18 protein-coding genes are annotated in these 18,403 nt (G+C 38.5%); 10 read left to right on the forward strand and 8 right to left on the reverse strand.

Annotation, left to right across the window (positions count from 1 at the left end):
- Positions 1 to 283 precede the first annotated feature (283 nt).
- The 3 genes from AC4MBN_RS06525 to AC4MBN_RS06535 all read left to right on the forward strand — a co-directional run bounded on the left by AC4MBN_RS06525 (position 284) and on the right by AC4MBN_RS06535 (position 1,345).
- A complete protein-coding gene (locus tag AC4MBN_RS06525; protein WP_034706646.1) occupies positions 284 to 574 on the forward strand; it encodes a type II toxin-antitoxin system HigB family toxin in 291 nt (96 codons plus the stop codon).
- A 1-nt stretch (position 575) separates the two neighbouring features.
- A complete protein-coding gene (locus AC4MBN_RS06530) occupies positions 576 to 977 on the forward strand; it encodes a helix-turn-helix domain-containing protein (protein ID WP_419365257.1) in 402 nt (133 codons plus the stop codon).
- 215 nt (positions 978 to 1,192) lie between these two features.
- A complete protein-coding gene (locus AC4MBN_RS06535) occupies positions 1,193 to 1,345 on the forward strand; it encodes a hypothetical protein (RefSeq protein WP_004785976.1) in 153 nt (50 codons plus the stop codon).
- A gap of 97 nt (positions 1,346 to 1,442) precedes the next feature.
- Here AC4MBN_RS06535 and AC4MBN_RS06540 read toward each other — a convergent pair whose 3' ends face one another.
- The 3 genes from AC4MBN_RS06540 to AC4MBN_RS06550 form a co-directional block, all read right to left on the reverse strand.
- Complete coding sequence (locus AC4MBN_RS06540) at positions 1,443 to 2,741, reverse strand: Y-family DNA polymerase (RefSeq protein ID WP_491880878.1); 1,299 nt, start codon at positions 2,739 to 2,741, stop codon at positions 1,443 to 1,445.
- Positions 2,738 to 3,295 carry a LexA family protein gene (locus AC4MBN_RS06545; RefSeq protein ID WP_180179319.1) on the reverse strand — a complete coding sequence of 186 codons (558 nt, stop codon included), beginning with the start codon at positions 3,293 to 3,295 and terminating at the stop codon, positions 2,738 to 2,740. Before AC4MBN_RS06545 ends, AC4MBN_RS06540 begins: the two co-directional genes overlap by 4 nt.
- 119 nt (positions 3,296 to 3,414) lie before the next feature.
- Positions 3,415 to 4,050, reverse strand: coding sequence for an SOS response-associated peptidase (locus AC4MBN_RS06550; RefSeq protein ID WP_491880879.1), 636 nt, complete (start codon positions 4,048 to 4,050; stop codon positions 3,415 to 3,417).
- A gap of 321 nt (positions 4,051 to 4,371) precedes the next feature.
- Here AC4MBN_RS06550 and AC4MBN_RS06555 point away from each other — a divergent pair, with 321 nt between their 5' ends.
- The 4 genes from AC4MBN_RS06555 (at position 4,372) to AC4MBN_RS06570 (ending at position 9,303) form a co-directional block, all read left to right on the forward strand.
- Positions 4,372 to 4,512, forward strand: coding sequence for a hypothetical protein (locus tag AC4MBN_RS06555; RefSeq protein WP_175967540.1), 141 nt, complete (start codon positions 4,372 to 4,374; stop codon positions 4,510 to 4,512).
- A 270-nt stretch (positions 4,513 to 4,782) separates the two neighbouring features.
- Positions 4,783 to 5,124: a hypothetical protein gene (locus AC4MBN_RS06560; RefSeq protein WP_419365251.1), complete on the forward strand. Its 342-nt coding sequence runs from the start codon at positions 4,783 to 4,785 to the stop codon at positions 5,122 to 5,124.
- Positions 5,125 to 6,757: 1,633 nt separating this feature from the next.
- Complete coding sequence (locus AC4MBN_RS06565) at positions 6,758 to 7,858, forward strand: protein NO VEIN domain-containing protein (RefSeq protein WP_312331940.1); 1,101 nt, start codon at positions 6,758 to 6,760, stop codon at positions 7,856 to 7,858.
- 278 nt (positions 7,859 to 8,136) lie between these two features.
- On the forward strand, positions 8,137 to 9,303 hold the full coding sequence (locus AC4MBN_RS06570) for an MFS transporter (RefSeq protein ID WP_491880880.1): 1,167 nt from the start codon (positions 8,137 to 8,139) through the stop codon (positions 9,301 to 9,303).
- Between the two features lie 15 nt (positions 9,304 to 9,318).
- Here AC4MBN_RS06570 and AC4MBN_RS06575 read toward each other — a convergent pair whose 3' ends face one another.
- Both AC4MBN_RS06575 and AC4MBN_RS06580 read right to left on the reverse strand, forming a co-directional pair.
- Positions 9,319 to 10,809 (reverse strand): amidase, encoded by a 1,491-nt coding sequence (locus AC4MBN_RS06575; protein ID WP_419365245.1) that lies wholly within the window; start codon positions 10,807 to 10,809, stop codon positions 9,319 to 9,321.
- A gap of 49 nt (positions 10,810 to 10,858) precedes the next feature.
- Complete coding sequence (locus AC4MBN_RS06580) at positions 10,859 to 12,289, reverse strand: sensor domain-containing diguanylate cyclase (protein WP_180179315.1); 1,431 nt, start codon at positions 12,287 to 12,289, stop codon at positions 10,859 to 10,861.
- Positions 12,290 to 12,615: 326 nt separating this feature from the next.
- Here AC4MBN_RS06580 and AC4MBN_RS06585 point away from each other — a divergent pair, with 326 nt between their 5' ends.
- On the forward strand, positions 12,616 to 13,062 hold the full coding sequence (locus tag AC4MBN_RS06585) for a hypothetical protein (protein ID WP_180179365.1): 447 nt from the start codon (positions 12,616 to 12,618) through the stop codon (positions 13,060 to 13,062).
- A 61-nt stretch (positions 13,063 to 13,123) separates the two neighbouring features.
- Here AC4MBN_RS06585 and accC read toward each other — a convergent pair whose 3' ends face one another.
- From accC to aroQ, 3 genes are read right to left on the reverse strand one after another with little or no spacing between them, the layout of a single operon-like run.
- Positions 13,124 to 14,494, reverse strand: coding sequence for an acetyl-CoA carboxylase biotin carboxylase subunit (accC, locus tag AC4MBN_RS06590; RefSeq protein ID WP_175967543.1), 1,371 nt, complete (start codon positions 14,492 to 14,494; stop codon positions 13,124 to 13,126).
- Between the two features lie 18 nt (positions 14,495 to 14,512).
- On the reverse strand, positions 14,513 to 14,929 hold the full coding sequence (accB, locus tag AC4MBN_RS06595; RefSeq protein ID WP_004785952.1) for an acetyl-CoA carboxylase biotin carboxyl carrier protein: 417 nt from the start codon (positions 14,927 to 14,929) through the stop codon (positions 14,513 to 14,515).
- Positions 14,930 to 14,945: 16 nt separating this feature from the next.
- Complete coding sequence (aroQ, locus tag AC4MBN_RS06600; RefSeq protein ID WP_004785950.1) at positions 14,946 to 15,401, reverse strand: type II 3-dehydroquinate dehydratase; 456 nt, start codon at positions 15,399 to 15,401, stop codon at positions 14,946 to 14,948.
- Between the two features lie 1,033 nt (positions 15,402 to 16,434).
- On the opposite strand from aroQ, the gene ybaK reads away from it, so the two are divergent.
- Together ybaK and AC4MBN_RS06610 are read left to right on the forward strand one after the other, a co-directional pair.
- Complete coding sequence (gene ybaK, locus AC4MBN_RS06605; RefSeq protein WP_180003611.1) at positions 16,435 to 16,902, forward strand: Cys-tRNA(Pro) deacylase; 468 nt, start codon at positions 16,435 to 16,437, stop codon at positions 16,900 to 16,902.
- Positions 16,903 to 17,111: 209 nt separating this feature from the next.
- A complete protein-coding gene (locus tag AC4MBN_RS06610) occupies positions 17,112 to 18,365 on the forward strand; it encodes a YncE family protein (protein WP_491880881.1) in 1,254 nt (417 codons plus the stop codon).
- Positions 18,366 to 18,403 lie beyond the last annotated feature (38 nt).

An 18,403-nucleotide genomic window follows, 5' to 3' on the forward strand; every position in this document is an offset into this window, starting at 1 on the left:
TTCGTGGTGTAGATGGATGTTGAACCCCCGTTTGATATAGATCGACGGGGTTTTCATTTTTTTATCATTGCTATTTGAACATAGAACCAACATATCAGCGCTATATTTTTATAAATTATTGACAGTTAATTAATAAAGATTATTAAAAATAAGAATTTACTTATTTTTAGCTTATTATTTGATCCTACTAATATCCATCTCAACTAAATTCATGCTTTAAGTGTTATTGCAATATGCGATATTTAGGTTATACTTTCAATATAGCAAAATGCGATAAATTATTATGCATGTGATCACTCACGCTCGGATTCTGGAAGCAATGCAAAAGTGGCCACACGCTGAAACTGCATTGGATGGTTGGTATCGAATTATCAAGGCCAATGATCCTAAGGATTTTGCCGACATGAAGCGATTATTTCCCGCAGTCGATAAAGTCGGGAAATTTCATGTCTTTGATATTGGTGGCAACAAGATCAGGTTGATCGCAGTTGTGATGTATCAAGCAAAACGTGTCTATATTCGCCATGTCTTATCCCATCAGGAATACGATAAAGGTCATTGGAAGGAGGCTTAATATGAATGCAATGATTAAACAGGCCGTTGATCACTGGCGTTATGTTGCACCATTGCTCAGCAAGCCAGAAACTGAAGAAGACTTTAATACCCTTACTGAAGCTTTAGATGAACTTCTGGATATTGTAGGTGATGATGAGTCGCATCCCTTAATGGGACTGATTCTTCAACTGGGTGATTTAGTCTCAGCTTATGAACATGAGCATTTGCCAATGCCAGAAGGCGATGGTCGTACTGCACTCGCTTTCCTGATGGAACAGCATGGCCTCAGCCAATCAGACCTATCTGATATAGCTACCCAGTCGATCATTTCTGAAATCCTGAATGGTAAACGTCAGCTCAATATCCGCCATATTAAAGCTTTGTCTGAACGTTTTAACGTTTCTGCAGATACTTTCTTTTAAGTAATAAGAAACCAAATTTTAAATTGATCTATGAGCTGTGCTTTCTGGAAGCAGGTTGCACAGCCAGACAGATTTTGATTAGAACAAGAAGTCTATATAAGCTCTGATTAGAAGAATATATGTTTATTAAAATGTATGGAAAACATAAATATTATTGATGTTTAACCTTATATGTCCTAATAATTTTCTAAGCATCTAGAGGAAAGGGAATATATATGACAACTCATGCAGACCACCAAACAGAGCAAGAAGATAATCCGCAAAAAGAATCTAATGATGATAAAGGCAATCAAGCAACCTATAAGGGTGTAAAACCTGAGAAAAAGCCTAATGCCGAGCCAGAGCATCCACTGAGGGAGCAAAAGTAAGATATTAATATCAGAAAGCCCTAATTAAATTTAGGGCTTTTTAGATTTTGATTTAAGTTTCGGAAAATTTCTGCTTTACCTTACTGGGAAGATGAAATTAACGATCAATCTTTAACAGTCCATCCCAACTAAAATAATTCTGACTTAGGTGCTGTTGAGACATGGTCCAAGTCCGGTTAGGAATTTTAGCTGCTCCAATCGCCAGCTTTTGATCGCCAAATCTTTCTTTTACTTTCTCTAGCGCTTGTTGAAGCTTCTCATTTTTCTCGATCTGAGCATGGTCCGAGAGCAAGTCATAGACATAGGCCGATTTAGGTTCAAGCGCCGTCAAAATAACCCCGCATTTTTTAAACTCTACACCTTCTGAAAATAGCTCATGCACCTGTTGCATCAATGCCCGGTTCATTACAACAGCGGAATCAGTGGGTTCAGGAAAGGCGATATTGATAGATTTATGATAAAAGGGTCTGTTCTTGTCAAAAGGATTGGATTGAGCGAAAGCAATGATGCAACCACATAAGGATTGATCCTCTCTCAAGCGTTTGACGGCATTTTGCAGGTAATCACTCATAGCCTCCGTTAAAGCTTCAAGATCCGTCACTCGAGAACCAGATGAGCGTGAAGAAATAATCTGCTTCTTAGGCTGGCACGCCTGTTCCAGTTCAATACAGGAAATTCCCTGTAATTCCATCACAGTTCTTTGCATAACAACTGAAAATAATTTTCCGATTCGATGACAATCGGCCTGAGCTAAATCAAGAACGGTATGTATGCCTAAGTTCTTTAACTTTTTACTCTGCTGGCGCCCAACCCCCCAGACTTCAGCAACATCAATCAAGCTCCAGAAGTAATCTCTATGTTGTGGATGCATTGAAGAAAGGTCGCAAACCCCATTGAAGCGTTTGGCTTTCTTGGCCATATGGTTAGCTAATTTAGCTTCGGTTTTGGAATGGCCAATGCCGACACAAACGGGTAAGCCAATCCATTGCAAAATACGCTGTCGCATATCCTGACCATATTCTGTTAAATCATGATTTTTTGCATAAGCTGTAATTTTCAGAAAGCATTCATCTATGGAGTAAACCTCCTGTTCATCAGGTGCTACATATTCAGACAGAATGGAATGAAAGCGTTTGGACATTTCTGCATATAGGGCATAGTTGCTGGATAGCACCTGAACTTGATGCTGTTCGACGATATCGCGAATCTGGAAGAGTGGAACAGCCATTTTAATGCCGAGATCTTTTGCTTCCTGCGAACGTGAGACTACACAGCCATCGTTATTTGATAGCACGATCACAGGTACATGATTTAGTTTCGGATTGAATATGCGCTCACAACTGACATAGCAGTTATTGACGTCAATCAGCGCATAGATTTCCTGCTGATATTTCATCTGAATTTTTTAATGACGTTGGTGACCACACCCCAGATTTCAAATTGCTGACCTTCTACAGGATGAATATCGGGATAATCGTCATTCTCAGCTTTTAGCCAGCAACCCTTTACATCGACAATCAGCCGTTTGACCGTAAATTCGTTATCTACACAGGCAATCACAATATCTCGATGTTGCGCTTCAATACTACGATCTACAATCAATGCGTCATTGATATCAATGCCTGCATTCAGCATCGACAGCGAATTGGCACGAACGATAAAAGTAGCATTAGCGTTATTGATCAGGAATTCATTCAGGTCGAGTTTTTTATCAATATAGTCTTGTGCGGGTGAGGGAAAACCAGCCTGAACGCGTTCAGTGACCAAAGGAATTTCCATTTGAGTAACGGGATCAAACTGGCGAATATCACTGATTTCACTTTCTTTTTTAAGTGATTTTAAGTATGCTTTGATATCCAGGACTTTAGATTCAGGTACACGAATTACTTTAGTTTCTTCGGCCTTTTTTCTGCCTGCACCAATTCTAAAGCCCCCATGCGAATTTGTCATAAATCTGCTACTTCTTGATTGTTGTTACATTAATCAAGATTGTAATGATTGCTTTATTTTTATACAAATAAAATAAATGATTTAAAATCAGATATTAATAATTAAACTGCTTTTATATTTCAGTTTTCCGACAAACGGGGATCTCTTGGCTTTGCAATAAATTCATCCCGCATTTCGAAGAAAAACTCACTTGCTTCCTCATGATCGCAGTGCAGCCAGTCCTGTCTTGACTCTTCAGGTATCACAATAATCGAGCGTTTTTCATCATTCGGATTATGGAACTGTTTCATAAAGGGATGCTGATTTGCATTAATCGTAAGCATTGAAAAAGACCGAACTTTTTCACCATCAATAATTGCATCATCATAAATGGCTGCAACAGTAAAAGGATCGTCGTCTTCACGAGAAATAGCATACCAATGAGATTTGCCATCAATATATTTGGGTTCATAGAACGTATCTACAGGTACCAAAGCAAACTGATTGTTTTTCCAGGCATGCCGAAAACTTGCTTTTGAGGCGACTGTTTCAGTCCGGGCATTATAAGTATGCCGGCCAAACTTTAATTCTTTGGCCCAGGAAGGAATAAGCCCAAACCGTGCAATATCCAGTTCAAACTCGTCAGCACCACGCATAATGATGGGAGCGGTAGCCAAAGGATATACATGTGTTTTCATATCCAGTTCGAGCTGTTCTTCATGAATATCTAATAAAGAGAGACGGCTTTTTGAGGGAAATTCATAGTTTGAACACATGGGCGAACGCTCTCATTATGATCTATCATGAGAATTAAAATATAAGAGAGATAAGTGCAAAACAATTTGAATATCGTAAGTTGGATTTTAATCAGCAAGCAGGATTTTTTATTTTATAAGTATATATTTAGAGCCTAAAAATATTTAACTCAATAATATTTTAAGTAAATTTAATATTATGAAAGGATTAAAATTTTATTTAATCTATACAGATATACATAATTTAACTTTTTATTTAAAAAAACACTCTAAATGGCTTTGGAAAGCTACAAATATAGATGTTAGTTATATAGGCTTGCATTTATGAGCATGAGGTGAAAGATGAAGTTATTAACGTTAATTGGTGCAGGGGTACTTGCGGGTTATTGTTATAAGAAAATGAAATACAAAAAGGACGGTTCAAACAATCCTGCTCCTCAGAATGAACAGGTAGATAGCCAAGCACCAAATCCTGTTGAATAATTCCTTTAAAGGACCTCACCACTAGCAAGAGAAGGTTGTGAGGTCTCTCATTCTTTCAGTAAAGTCATCTTTGACAAGTCTTATATAATTTTCAGAACTTTGCTATTTTCAGAGAAACAGCAAACTCTTTTTAGCTATTTTTCCTTTTCATCTGTTCTAAATTTTCCTGATTAAATTTATTGATAAAGTTGAATGGTTTACAAAACTATTCATTTTAATAATAGCCATACTTTAAAAATAATGTGATCCTCTTTCTCAGGAGGACAGCTTATGAAAAAACTAATTATCTTGCCTCTTGTAGCTTTAATACTTCTGGGGTGTAGTCAACCAAATACACAGCAAGAAGCTGACTCTAAGATCCTACAGGATGAGGATTTAAAAAAAATTAGGGAGATGGTAAGGAATGCTTTACCCAATTCAGATCTGGTTCAATTTCATCAACAAGAGGGAGAATGTGGTGAGGTTAGTTTCAGAGATAAATCTACGAATGAAATGAAGCATCGGAGGTTTATTGTAGTAAATAAAAATATTGTGCTGATTGAAAGACGGCAGGTAGATCAGGAATATTTTGATCTTTCATGGAGGAATGCATGTCGAGATTATTTCGGGTAAAGAATGAATATTTATTAAAATTCTTATTTGAAAATAATGACCGCTATAATTGAATATCAATTAAAATATTTGATCATTGAGCCACTCTTTAGAGTGGCTTTTTAATGTCTGGATTTCTGAATTTTGCTCGAAATATGGTTACTGAGTAGATCCGTATTTCATACTCTAGCTTCGTACCCATAAATAGAATATTGATCAATTTATATAGATAATAAATATAAAAATTATTTAAAAAGGAATAAATATTGCTTCTTGAAAGCATAGCTTTTGCTTTAGGTTCTGGATATGTATCTCTTTAAAATATGCGGCATTATTTTCCTCGTCATCCTTGCTGTTTCTCTCATGGTTTTAGGTCTTATTTATCAGGATCCTTTATTTGCTTTGATAGGGCTATTGTTCGCGGTTTGCGCAGTATTATTATTTTCCATGATCAAGAAAAGTCTTGCTGACTTTTAGATCGCTTATTTCATGTAAAAGTTTAAAGATTTGGACTAGAGATCAAGGTGAATAGTAGGGTGATAGCGATCAATATTATGCACCGAGATGGAATCAACAATTTAAAAAAGTAATCTTGTTAAAGAGTTTTTAGATCAACAAGCGGAATAAGGAAGACTTATATGGGCAACTAGTCATGGGGATTAGATTGATCAGATGATCTGATAACACACTTATTACTAGGTGTTATTTTGCAGAAGTTCATCGAAAGATGGGCTTTTTTGTTGCCTAAAATAAAGCTTTATCAAGTTCAAACTAGAAATTATTGACTCCAAAGATCACAATTTAGACTTTTTATGTATGGATAGATATTTAATTTCTATATATATTTATATTTGTCATGAATTGGCTATTGTTTGACCGTTGTACATTTCGTCAACAATCCTGAATCAGCGCAAAATGATAAAGGGGAAGAGCCCACAGCAATGTGGGCTTTTTTATTGCCTAAAGAAAAGTTTAGCTTAATTTCTTACTATGTATCTGGCTTGAATAGCCTAGCTAAGCTAAGTAATAGATCTGGTCAAAGAGACTGAGATTAACTAGAAATTTGAATAAGTGACTTATTTCTATTTTATCGGTCGATATGATTGTTAATCATCGACTTAATATCAAAGTGTGATTGACTGCATGCAATATTTTTACTATATTTTACCATATGTTCAAAAATCTCCACGTTTTGAATTTAGAGTTCTGCCCACATCGTCCCCAATGATGTGGGTTTTTTTTGAGTAAAATTAAGAATGCCTGTTCAAATTAATAAGAATATACAAGTTAATTTCATAGAATAGGTAAGAATGTTACATTGATAGATGTTATAACAGTTAAAGCATAGGTTTAATAAGACTTATAATCTTACAGTGCTAAGCTGTCTAAATATTAGAATCTCAAATAAGCTAAATTAATGCTCAATTAAGTCTATGGATATTGATAATATCATGAGGATTAAGCTTAAAGAGTCATAGCCTGAATAGGTACTGAAAGATATAGTCAAAGGATGCAGATATGTATCTGAATTATGGAAAGGTGGCATTGAGTAGTCAGATAGGTTTATTTACTTCAAACTGATTTAGCAAATTAATAATTATTAAAATAGAAAACCTATGACTATAATGTATTTAAAATTAAGGGAATATAAAGAATGCAAAAAGTATTATTTGCTCGTATTGGAAATATGGGTTATTACCAAGGAGCAGCTGATGAAAGACCTGTTGGTGGAGGAAAATATAATGAAGATAATATTGGTTTTGAAGCATGTAATTTTTTGAGTGTTGAAAACTATATTTATGGTTACTTTCAGCCTGGAGGATATAAACCAGATGGAGTGAATTTTGGAAGTATTAACTTACAACGTATTGATCCCAAAATAAGAAAGTCTGAAACTAAAGTAGATAATGTACTCGTGATATTTTTTACAACTGACCCTGAGTTAGAGGTTAATGCTAGAGGCCCAGTAACGCGTGCAGTGATAGTTGGTTGGTATAAAAATGCAACGGTATATAGAGAAAGACAATATATTTCAAGACCAGGTATTAATTCAGAACTTAATGGATATTTCTTAAAAGTTAAAGCTAGTGATGCTTTTCTTTTACCTAAAAAAAATAGAGCTTATCGTATAGGGCATTCAATTTATGGGGAGAGAAAAGGAAATCCTGGCCAATCTAATAGTTTTTATTTGTATGAACAAGACAAAACTTTAAAGAACTTCAATACAGTTATTTATGAATGGATACCAAAAGCAATTGAATATGTAAATATGTATGAAGGAATAGTTCTTCAAAGTAATACTGATATTATTATGGAAAAAGAGAATACAAAAAATCAGAAGATTGAAGGATTAGGGTTTGAGGAAAATGAAAAGATAAGAAAATCTATTGAAAAGTACTCTACTGTAGTAACTATAAAATATTTAGAAAATGAAGGATTTAAGGTAAAAGAATATAACGAGCAAAAGCAAAAAGTCTGCGCATATAAACCCTATGACCTCCTAGCATATAAAAATGGTAAAGAATTTTATGTAGAAGTAAAAGGTACTCGGTCATTAGGTGCTCAAGTAATTTTTACTAAAAATGAAGTCGAACTTTATCAAGGAAACAGTAACATTATTTTAAGTGTTGTCCATTCAATTCAAGTATCAGACGACTTAACAATTGTAGAGAATTCCGGAGAGATATCTGTATATAATCCTTGGAAGATAGATCAAAATAAACTTACACCAATTTCATATTTTTATAAGTTTTAATTTTCTTCACAGCTTTCTATACCGCTTTCATGCATGACCCATAAGCCTTGTAAAACAGCTATAGGCTCTTTAATTCTTTTAATGAAACTGTCTATGCCTAGGTATTTCTATGATTCAAGTCAAGTAACCTAGTATTTATTTCGAAGATTTAAGAGCCTTTTAAAATTCCATGAATATAAATCTATAGTTAATTTAAATATGACCGAGACCCAATCAATGCAACTCAGCGCAACTTATATTTATTTTAAGTTATTAGAAATAGAAGAGAATCTAGTCTGATGCAATCTCTAGCTATTCATTACAGACTCAGTTTTTTCTACTTTTTTTATTATGCGATTGTGGGCGCATTCATGCCTTTCTGGAGTCTGTATCTGGAAGATCAAGGCTTTAATTATCAGGAAATTGGGATTTTATCTTCGATTGCGATTGTCACCCGATTTTTTGCGCCATTTATTTGGGGGTGGATTGCAGACAAATCCGGGAAACGCATGTTGCTGGTGCGTATAGCTACCTGGATGGAAGCCTGTATCTGGTTCATGATTTTTATCATTCCAAATAGCTTCCAGTCAGTCGCTTTGCTTATGCTGATTTTCAGTTTCTTTCAGAATGCAATTTTGGCTCAGTTTGAAGGCGTGACTTTATTCTGGTTAGGTGAGAAAAGGGCAGAGCTCTATGGCAAAGTGCGTAAGTGGGGATCTATTGGATTTATTATTGGCGTATTTGGTTTAGGGGCAATTTTTGAAATTATCAGCATCAGTATGCTACCAATCTTATTGCTCTGTATTTCATTTCTGGCTTTTCTCTGGTCATTTACCATCAAAGAACCTACAGCAGCACCGACAGCTCAGAAAAAACTCGAAGCCTTATGGCCGATCTTCAAGCGTCCAGTGGTATACAGTTTTTTCCTGATTGAATTGATCATGCTGTTTTCACATGCGCCGTTTTATAGTTTTTATAGTAACTATCTCAGCCAGAATGGATTTAGTACCAGTCAGATCGGATTGCTTTGGTCGGTTGGGGTCATTGCTGAAATCATTATATTCGCCTACGCTACATTTTTTCTGACACGCTGGTCATGGCGTCATCTGGTGATGCTATGCCTGTTAATGACCGGTTTAAGATGGCTGACGGTAGGCTTATTTCCATCGTCATTTCTGGCACAGTTTTTTGCTCAGACCATTCATGCCCTGAGTTTTGGCTTATTTCACATGATTGCCATGCGGGTTATTTTCCAGAACTTCTCGGCTGGGCAACAAGGCCGTGGACAGGCACTGTATAGCACCATGTGGGGCTTAGGCGTAGCGAGTGGCAGCATTCTAGCTGGTCGTTATTGGGATCAGGTCGGTGGAACATCAATCTTTATTGCTGCTGCGCTCTCGACCTTGCTGGGCCTATTGCTGGTATTTGGCTTACCCAACAAAGTCGAACTGCAAAAGCAGGTTTAAGATACGATTGAATAATTAAATGCGGATTTTGGAATATTGATCAAACCAGGGCTGAGCCTGTTCTAATTGAGCGGCCAGTTGCAACAGTAAATCTTCACGGGCAAATGGTGCAATAAACTGTGAACCTAAAGGTAAGTTATTTTCATTCCAGTAAAGCGGTATAGACATTGCTGGGAGGCCGGTAATATTGGCTAGCTGCGTGAATGGCACCCATTTCAGGTTTTCTTTTACAATCTGATCGACCAGCTTACCTTGTGCCAATAAATGTGCCTTATTCATTTTTAATAGAGCTTTAAGAATCGGCTTCTGCCAGTTTGGTGTTTTGACTTCGCCATTTTTGGGTGCAACAGTGGCTGTGGCTGGTGTCAGGTAGAGATCATAATCATCAAAGAAATGATTCATCTGGGTTACATATTGTCCCCAATTAGTCAGATTCTGGATATATTCAATCGCCGTTGTTTTGGCACCAAAAGCAGCTAGCGCCAGAGAATCCAGTTCAAAATCGCCTGATCTGGATGGATAGCCTTTCTGGATTTCGTCCAGCATATAAGAAAACTGGCTAAACCACGTCGTAATAAAATCTTTAGCCAGTTGCATGCCATCAATCTGCGGTTGATCCTCAACGACTTCATGACCTAAAGATTCCAGTAAACGGGCAGTTTGTTCTACCGCTTTAATAGCATCTTGAGAAACAGGCGTATCGATGCTGGAACGGGTATTAAATGCGATTTTTAATTTTTTTGGTGGTTGCTGAATCACTTCCAGATAATGTGTATGCGGACGTTGAATGGTAAACAGTGAACTGCGATCTTCACCATGGGTGGCATCCAGCATTGCTGCACTATCCCGAACAGTTTTAGTGAGTACATGTTGAATGGCAGCACCATGCATTGCTTCACTCATTTGCGGCCCCCACGGTGTACGTCCACGGCTTGGTTTTAAACCAAACAGACCACAGTAGGAAGCCGGAATACGAATTGAGCCACCACCATCACCTGCACCAGCAATTGGCACAATGCCGGCTGCCACAGCAGAAGCAGAACCACCTGATGAGCCACCGCTGTTATGTCTTAAATTCCACGGATTTTTACAGCTACCCCAGGCATCTGGCTCGGTAATGCCTTTAATTCCGAATTCAGGGGTGTTGGTACGGCCAAAGGTCACGATACCTGCCTGTTCCCAACGGTTAACAATTTCAGCATTAGTCTCGGCGATATAACCGATGCGCTTTAAACCCTGACACCCATAAGATGTTGGATAACCTGCATATTCCTGAAACAGGTCTTTGACCAGAAATGGAACACCGGCAAACGGACCAGACAGATCTTGCTGGGTACGTTGCAAGGCATGCTCATGCATGGGAATAATAATGGCATTGATTTCAGGATTAATATTTGCACTGCGTTCTAAGGCAACTGATAAAAGTTCACTTGAATGCACCTGTTTATTTTTAACCAGTTCAGCCAGTCCTAATCCATCGTATTGTAAGTATTCTTCAAATTTCATCTGCATTCCCTAGCGTTGATATTGTTATAAGGTTGTAGAGGGTTTCAGTTCAGGATGCAAGCACCACCTGATTACGTCCCAAGTGTTTGGCTTGATATAAGGCCTGATCCGCGGTATTGATCAGTTGCTGTAAATCCTGAGAAAGCGGGGCATGTTGATGCGTAATCCCGAGACTCACAGTAATCGATAACGGTGATCCATCAGGTTGATACATTGGCGTTTTAGCTACCAGTTCACGAATACGCTCGGCAATAAACTGGGCCTTAGATGGTTTGGTATCCCAAAGCAAAATCACAAATTCCTCACCACCAATACGCGCAAACAGATCCTGAGAACGTAAATTAGAACGGATGATTTCAGCAAAGTGTTGCAGCACTTTATCGCCCACATGATGGCCAAAATGATCGTTTAAACGTTTGAAATGATCAATATCCAGCATAATCAGGGAAAACTGCACACTCTTGGAATGTTGTAGTAAATATTCACCTTTCTGAAAGAAAAAATGCCGGTTCATGGTACGCGTCAGACTGTCATGATTGGCCAAATACAATACCCGTTTAAACAGATCATTGCGGTTCTGACTGATGATACACAGGATCAGCGGTGATAATGCCAGCATAAATAGTCCGATCCTTAATGAGATATAAATGGTCGAGTCTGCCAACGTATCATGTGTAGTGGCATAGAACTGGGTCAGGCTGTAATACATCAAAATGATTACAAAGGCATTAATAATTGCAATTGTGAAGATGCGATAGGTCAGTGCTGCCCAGATTAAAGCTGCCAACGGATAAAGCAGGGCACCTGGACCGACAAAAATATTACTCAGGATAATACACAGGATTACCGTACCTGCTGGCAGCAGATAGCTAAAAGAGTTCTGCTTCTTTCTGCGGTTTTTAAATAAATACTTGAGATCTTTGGTTCTAGGAAAGGCTAGAAAAAGCGGCAGGACAATAATGTAATTTACCATTTCACCTGTCCACCACAGCCCAAAATCTATCCATAAATTTTCCTTGGTCATAAAGGAATGAGGAAGATTGGGTAAGGTAGCCACGGCAAAAGCTGCACTGGCCAAGCATCCTGCGAATGCGCAGATGCCAAACATATGCACGAAAGTGAAACCAGTATTGTAGTACTTATAATTGATCTGGAAATATCGGATAAAAAATAGCGATACAATCGTACTAATCAGGTTAGCAAGTGTTAGAAACAGGCTTTGTAATAGATTATTACCTGTCGCCAGATCAGCAAACATAAATGCACAGAAAGCACCTAGCCACCCGCCCATATTGTTTAAATGCGGGAAGCGTAAGAACATGGCTAGCAAGGCAGCGTTAGCAGGCCAGAGTATGGCTAAGTAATCCTGTGTCCTGGTCATAATGCCAATCAAACAAGTCACTAAAATAATGAAAAGAATGACCAAGTAGGCATATGTTTCAGGATTCAAGTTCTGGTCTGTGATTCGAGGTATTCGCAAATCTAAGTCCTGTATCTAATTTTTATTTGTGAAATATCACTTTGTTTGGGAAATGCTTTTTACCCAAAAGTACAACTTTATTCTTGGAATAATCTGTTTTTTACTTACGTTATCAATATACGTTTGTATACGAAATATATACAAAAAAATTAAAAAAGGAAATCCATGTTTTTAAACTATAATGATAAAAATTTGTTTTATTTCGGTATTTAAACTGATGCAGAGCAGAATATGATCCCGAAAAATATGATAAGTTAAAATTAATTATTAGGATTGAAACGAAGCCTGTGAATATGAAAAAAACCTGTCTTAGCCTTGTCTTGCTCATGAACTCATCTTGGCTAATGGCAACAGAAAACAATAATCAAGCTGCAAGTAGTATTACGAAACCTATCGAAGTTCCGAATACCTTTACTATTAATACCCGTCCTGAAATTGTTGGGCTATGGGGAATGGAAATTCCAGATAATAAGAAATGTGTTGAATACTATAATTTTAAAGGCAATAACAACGTCGTGATTAAAAGCGGTTCAGAATGGACCACAGGGCTGTATGACTATCAGCCTTCACAAGATCCGGCTGCACAGATTCCAGCGCTGATTATGCAGGTGAAATACGACAATAATGAAAAAGACTGTTCCGGCAATCAGGTGGATCAGTCAGGCGAGATTTCGCAGTATTTTGTGAAGTGGCAGAACTCAAATACCATTAATTTCTGTGCCAATGAAAAAGCAGAGCAATGTTTTGCTGTACTTCGACGCATTTTGCCTTGATTGAAGGCTAGATATAAAAACCGCTGAATTCAGCGGTTTTTTTATTAGATCAAGTCTCGGATCAAGCTTTTTCTTTGTCTTCAGCACCTTCAAGCTGCTTCAACAAATGTTTTTCCAGATAGTGAATATCCATTGCCTGTTCACAGAAATTTTCATCCTGAAGAATCAGATCTTTGTGTAATGGGATATTGGTCTTCACACCTGTCAGAATCATTTCATCCAAGGCCTGCTTCATGCGTGCTATTGCAGTTTTACGGTCTTTACCATGGGCAATTAGCTTGGCAATCATAGAATCATAATATGGCGGGATGCTGTAACCTGGATAGATATGAGAGTCTAAACGGATACCTGCACCACCTGGCGCATAGAAGGTCTCGATTTTGCCTGGAGATGGCATAAAGTTCGATGGATCTTCTGCGTTGATACGACATTCGATCGCATGACCTTGTACGCGTACATCTTCTTGCTGGATATCCAGACCTAAGCCAGCCGCAATACGTAACTGCTGCTCAATGATGTCGATACCGGTGACCATTTCAGTCACAGGATGTTCTACCTGAACACGGGTATTCATTTCAATAAAGAAGAATTCACCTTCTTCAAACAGAAACTCGAATGTACCGGCACCACGATATTGCATCAATTTACAAGCATTGACACAGGCTTCAAGAATGTCAGCACGAGCCTGTTCTGGCAGGTTAGGCGCTGGCGCTTCTTCAAGCACTTTCTGGTGACGACGCTGTAAAGAACAGTCACGGTCATATAGATGGATCGCATGACCATTACCGTCGCCTAGAACCTGTACTTCGACGTGACGCGGCTTTTGCAGGAAACGTTCCATATAAACCGTGTCATCGCCAAACCACATTTCTGCATCACGCTGTGCGGCTTGTACTGATTCAAGCAGGGTATCTACACGTTCTACAATACGCATACCACGACCACCACCACCGGAAGCCGCTTTCACGATGAGCGGGAAACCAATTTCTTTGGCTTCAGCAAGCGCATTGTGAATCGTCACGGCATGATCGCAACCAGGTACAGTGGGTACACCCGCTTTTTTCATGGCAATAATCGCAGAAACCTTATTCCCCATTAGGCGAATATGTTCCGGACGTGGACCAATGAAGATAAAACCAGAACTTTCTACGATTTCAGCAAATTCAGCATTTTCAGATAAAAAGCCATAACCAGGGTGGATGGCATCTGCACTGGTGATTTCAGCGGCTGTAATCAGGGCTGGAATATTCAGGTAACTGTCGCTGCTCGCACCAGGACCAATACACACGGCTTCGTCACAGAAGCGTAAGTGCATCAGGTCTTTGTCAGCGTCTGAATAGACACCGACTGTTTTAATTCCTAAAGTTTTGCAAGCTCGGGCGATGCGCAGGGCAATCTCACCTCGGTTTGCAATTAAAACTTTTTGCAACATTATGAATCCCCGAAGTGATTAGGCGCGGTAACGGAAAAGTGGCTGACCAAACTGAATCACTTCACCATTTTTCACCAGAATTTCTTCAATCACGCCGCTTTGAGTTGCTTCAATCGGGTTCATGATTTTCATTGCTTCAATGATACCCAGTGTTTCGCCAGCAGAAACAGTTTGACCAATTTTTACAAAAGGTGCTTCGCCTGGACTTGGAGCTGCATAGAACACGCCAACCATTGGAGATTTTTCAACTGCACCACGAGGAGATTTAGCTGCAGGGACGTCAGCTGCAGGTGCAGGCATTGCAGGAACAGCTGCTGCAACTACTGGATTACGACGAGTCAGAGCGATCGACTGATCACCTTCCTTAACTTCAATCGCCTGTAAGTCAGATTCAATCATCAAATCGATGAGCTTCTTGATTTTACGGATATCCATGAGACAGTATTCCTAATTAAGATTGTTTAGAAGATTGTATTTTTTCAATGACATAGTCGAGTGCGGCAGCATAGCCTTTTGCACCTAGACCACAGATCACGCCAATAGCTTTATCGGATAGATATGAATGATGTCGGAATGCCTCACGTGCATGGACGTTAGACAGGTGGACTTCAATAAACGGGATTGCCACGCCAAGAAGTGCATCACGAACTGCAACTGAGGTATGCGTCAAGGCAGCAGGATTAATAATGATATATTGCACGCCGTCTTGTTGGGCTTGATGAATTCGGTCAACAATTGCGCCTTCCCAGTTGCTCTGGAAAGTGTCAAGTTGTAAAGTAGCTTTTTCAGCCTGAGCAGTGAGCTGTTGATTAATATCTTCTAGAGTTAAATAACCATAAACTTCGGGTTCGCGCTTTCCTAGCAAATTTAAATTCGGTCCATGAATAACCAAAATGGTCGAAGTCATCTATGGTGCTCCAGTTAAAAAGTTTCAGGATAGGTTTGCAAGATGTCTACAAACTTCGCCTATTATGGCATGAATTCCTACATTATTTTTATAATTTCTTTGAATTGACATAGAAAAGCATGTACCACGCAGTGGCCATATAATGAAAACTTTGCAAGCATTTAGCAATGTTCAAAACTACCAAATCTTCGTCTTTTACATCATTTTTATATTTTAGATGAATTGGCTGAATTGTTACATTTATGCTGTGTAAGTTAGACCTCAATGTTTATTCATAATTCTTTTAAATTGGGTGTTTATTCGGCAATGGCTTGTCAAAAATAAAAATTATTAGTCGAAGTCTCTGCTCATATCAAAAATTATGGTGATCAGTAAAAGACCGGGTTTTCATTATATTTTTGGATGAATCAAAATTTTATTCTATTCATTATTATGCAAACTAAAATATCAAACTTGGAATAAAAATCAAAAAGTTATTTGATAAATGGTATGAACTGAAGTTTAGTATTAAATGGATTTTATGTCGCTAGTAAAGCAAATAACACATTATTTTTCTGCAAAAAAAGATAGACTCATTGCTACTAAACATTGGCTAAATGATACTGATCACAAGCGTAAAATTAAAAACTTATGATTCTTCATTAATCTTTTATTGGCCTCGTCTAATATTGACGAATGTGCTCAATTTTCTAAAGCTTACCTTTATTTTTTATTCTTTATGTTCGCTCAATAACATTGGCAAAATGGCACTTCATGTATAGGCGTTGTTATTCATCTGAATATTGCCTAAGTTTTTAAATGATGAATTTTTAAGCTTAATACCAGGATGGTATGAGGAATTAGAAGGATAAATGAGATAGCTAAGTTCGGTTAAAGTGCGATATGAATAGATATGCCGGATTAAAAGGTGATGGTATCTGATTGTATTTTGAACATATATTGATTGTATAGACTATGGAGAATCACAGAATAAAACCCAAGCAGAATTGATAAGCTATAATGAAGATTCCGTCAAAATACTATCGAAGCTGTTATGACACCTGCATGCAAATTATTAAAATCTCAAAAAATTGAATATAGCATTCACGAATATGAACATGATGCTAATGCCAAAAGCTTTGGTCTGGAAGCGGCAGAAAAGTTAGGATTAGCAGTAGAAGAAGTATTCAAAACTTTATTAGTCACGGATGAGAAGCAGTATTTTGTGGCAGTTCTTCCAGTCAACCATCAGTTAAACCTGAAAAAAGTAGCATCAGCTTTTGGTTGTAAAAAGCTACAAATGGCTGATCCGAAACAGGCAGAACGTCTAACGGGTTATCTTGTCGGTGGGATTAGTCCGGTTGGGCAGAAAAAACGCCTGAAAACTGTCATTGATGCATCTGCAGAACAGCTGAATAAAATCTATGTCAGTGGGGGTAAACGTGGGCTGGATATTGGTTTAAAACCTTTGGATCTGGCTAAGGTCCTAGATGCAAAATTTGTGGATGTATTGGATATCTAAAATTTTAAGTATTCTTCAATAAAACTGCCTCATTTAGAAGCGTTCATATCAATGGATGCTTCAACTTTTCTGGATTCTCATATTTCTATTCTGTCGGAAAATTCAGCATGGTTTTTTCTTCATTGTATAGTGGATGATTGAGATCCACGGCCTGACTGTGGATTGAACAAAGATAAAAACAATAAAATAGAAAATATGGAGAATACCGCATGGAAATCCAGAAAAAACGATTATCACGGTTCTGTATGAGCTTGTCCGCGATGGCCATGCTCTCAGTCTTTTCAACTGCACAGGCAGATTCGTCTACCTTGCCTCAACCGCCCAATTCCCAGCAAGTTTTCTTTGTAGGTAATAACTGGGATGGAACAGTTACAGTGATTCGATCTTCAGGTGACTTTGGCAAGGTTGGTGTGATCAACATGATTCCTGATCGTAAGGAGCGTCTGAAAGAGATTCACCTCAATCCCATTAAACTGATTGCCTATACCTATATTCAAGCTACTGCGGGTGAAGGTAATGATCAGCTGGTCGACGATATGTACTCCACGCCAGATGGACAGTCAGTGGTCGCATCCCGTCCAAGTTTTGCCGATGTGGTCTCTATCAACATCAAGACAGGCAAGATTAACTGGCGTACTCCAGTTGAAGGCCTCCGCGCGGATCATATGGCAGTTTCACCAGATGGCCAGCGTGTCGCGGTTTCCGCATCTTCCGGAAATGTGGTGCATGTACTGGATATTCATACTGGTAAGGAACTTGGTCGATTTGCGACGGGTGATAAACCGCATGAAAATATCTACTTTGATAATGGCAGAAAAATTCTGAACTCGGCCATTGGTAATGTAGAAACCTCTCTTGATGCGCAGTGGCAGGATTTCACCAAGGGTAAACGCTATATCACCATTGCAGATGCCAATACCCATCAGGTGCTTAAGAAAATTGACTTTAGACCGGCATTGGATGCGTTTGGTCGAAAAGATTTATCTAATTCAGTGCGGCCGATGGTCTTTAGCAAGGATGAAAGTAAACTCTATGCTCAGGTATCATTTTTTAATGGTTTGATTGAGTATGACTTAAACCAGAATAAAGTGACCCGTATTGGGCAGTTGCCAGGTAGCGATAGCATTCCCAAAGATCGTACCAAATGGGTGAATGATTCCCGCCATCATGGTTTATCGATCAGTGCTGATGGTGAGAAGCTCTGTGTTGCGGGCACGATGGATAATTACGCCACCATTGTCGACCGTCAGAGTCTGACTGCCGGAAAATTGATTCCTGCAGGTAAGCCATACTGGGCTACCCGAAGTCCGGATGGCCGTAGCTGTATCATTTCAGAAAGTGAAACGGATGTGGTGACCGTAATTGATTTCGCGACAGGCAATAAAGTGACCAGTGTACCTGTAGGCAATCATCCACAGCGTGTCCGGATCGGTTATGCCCCAGCAGACTGGTCTACACCGTAGCAAATAATGGCTTAAAAAGAGCAATGTGTTATGAACGT

Source organism: Acinetobacter sp. CAU_H_60 (genome assembly GCF_058599385.1).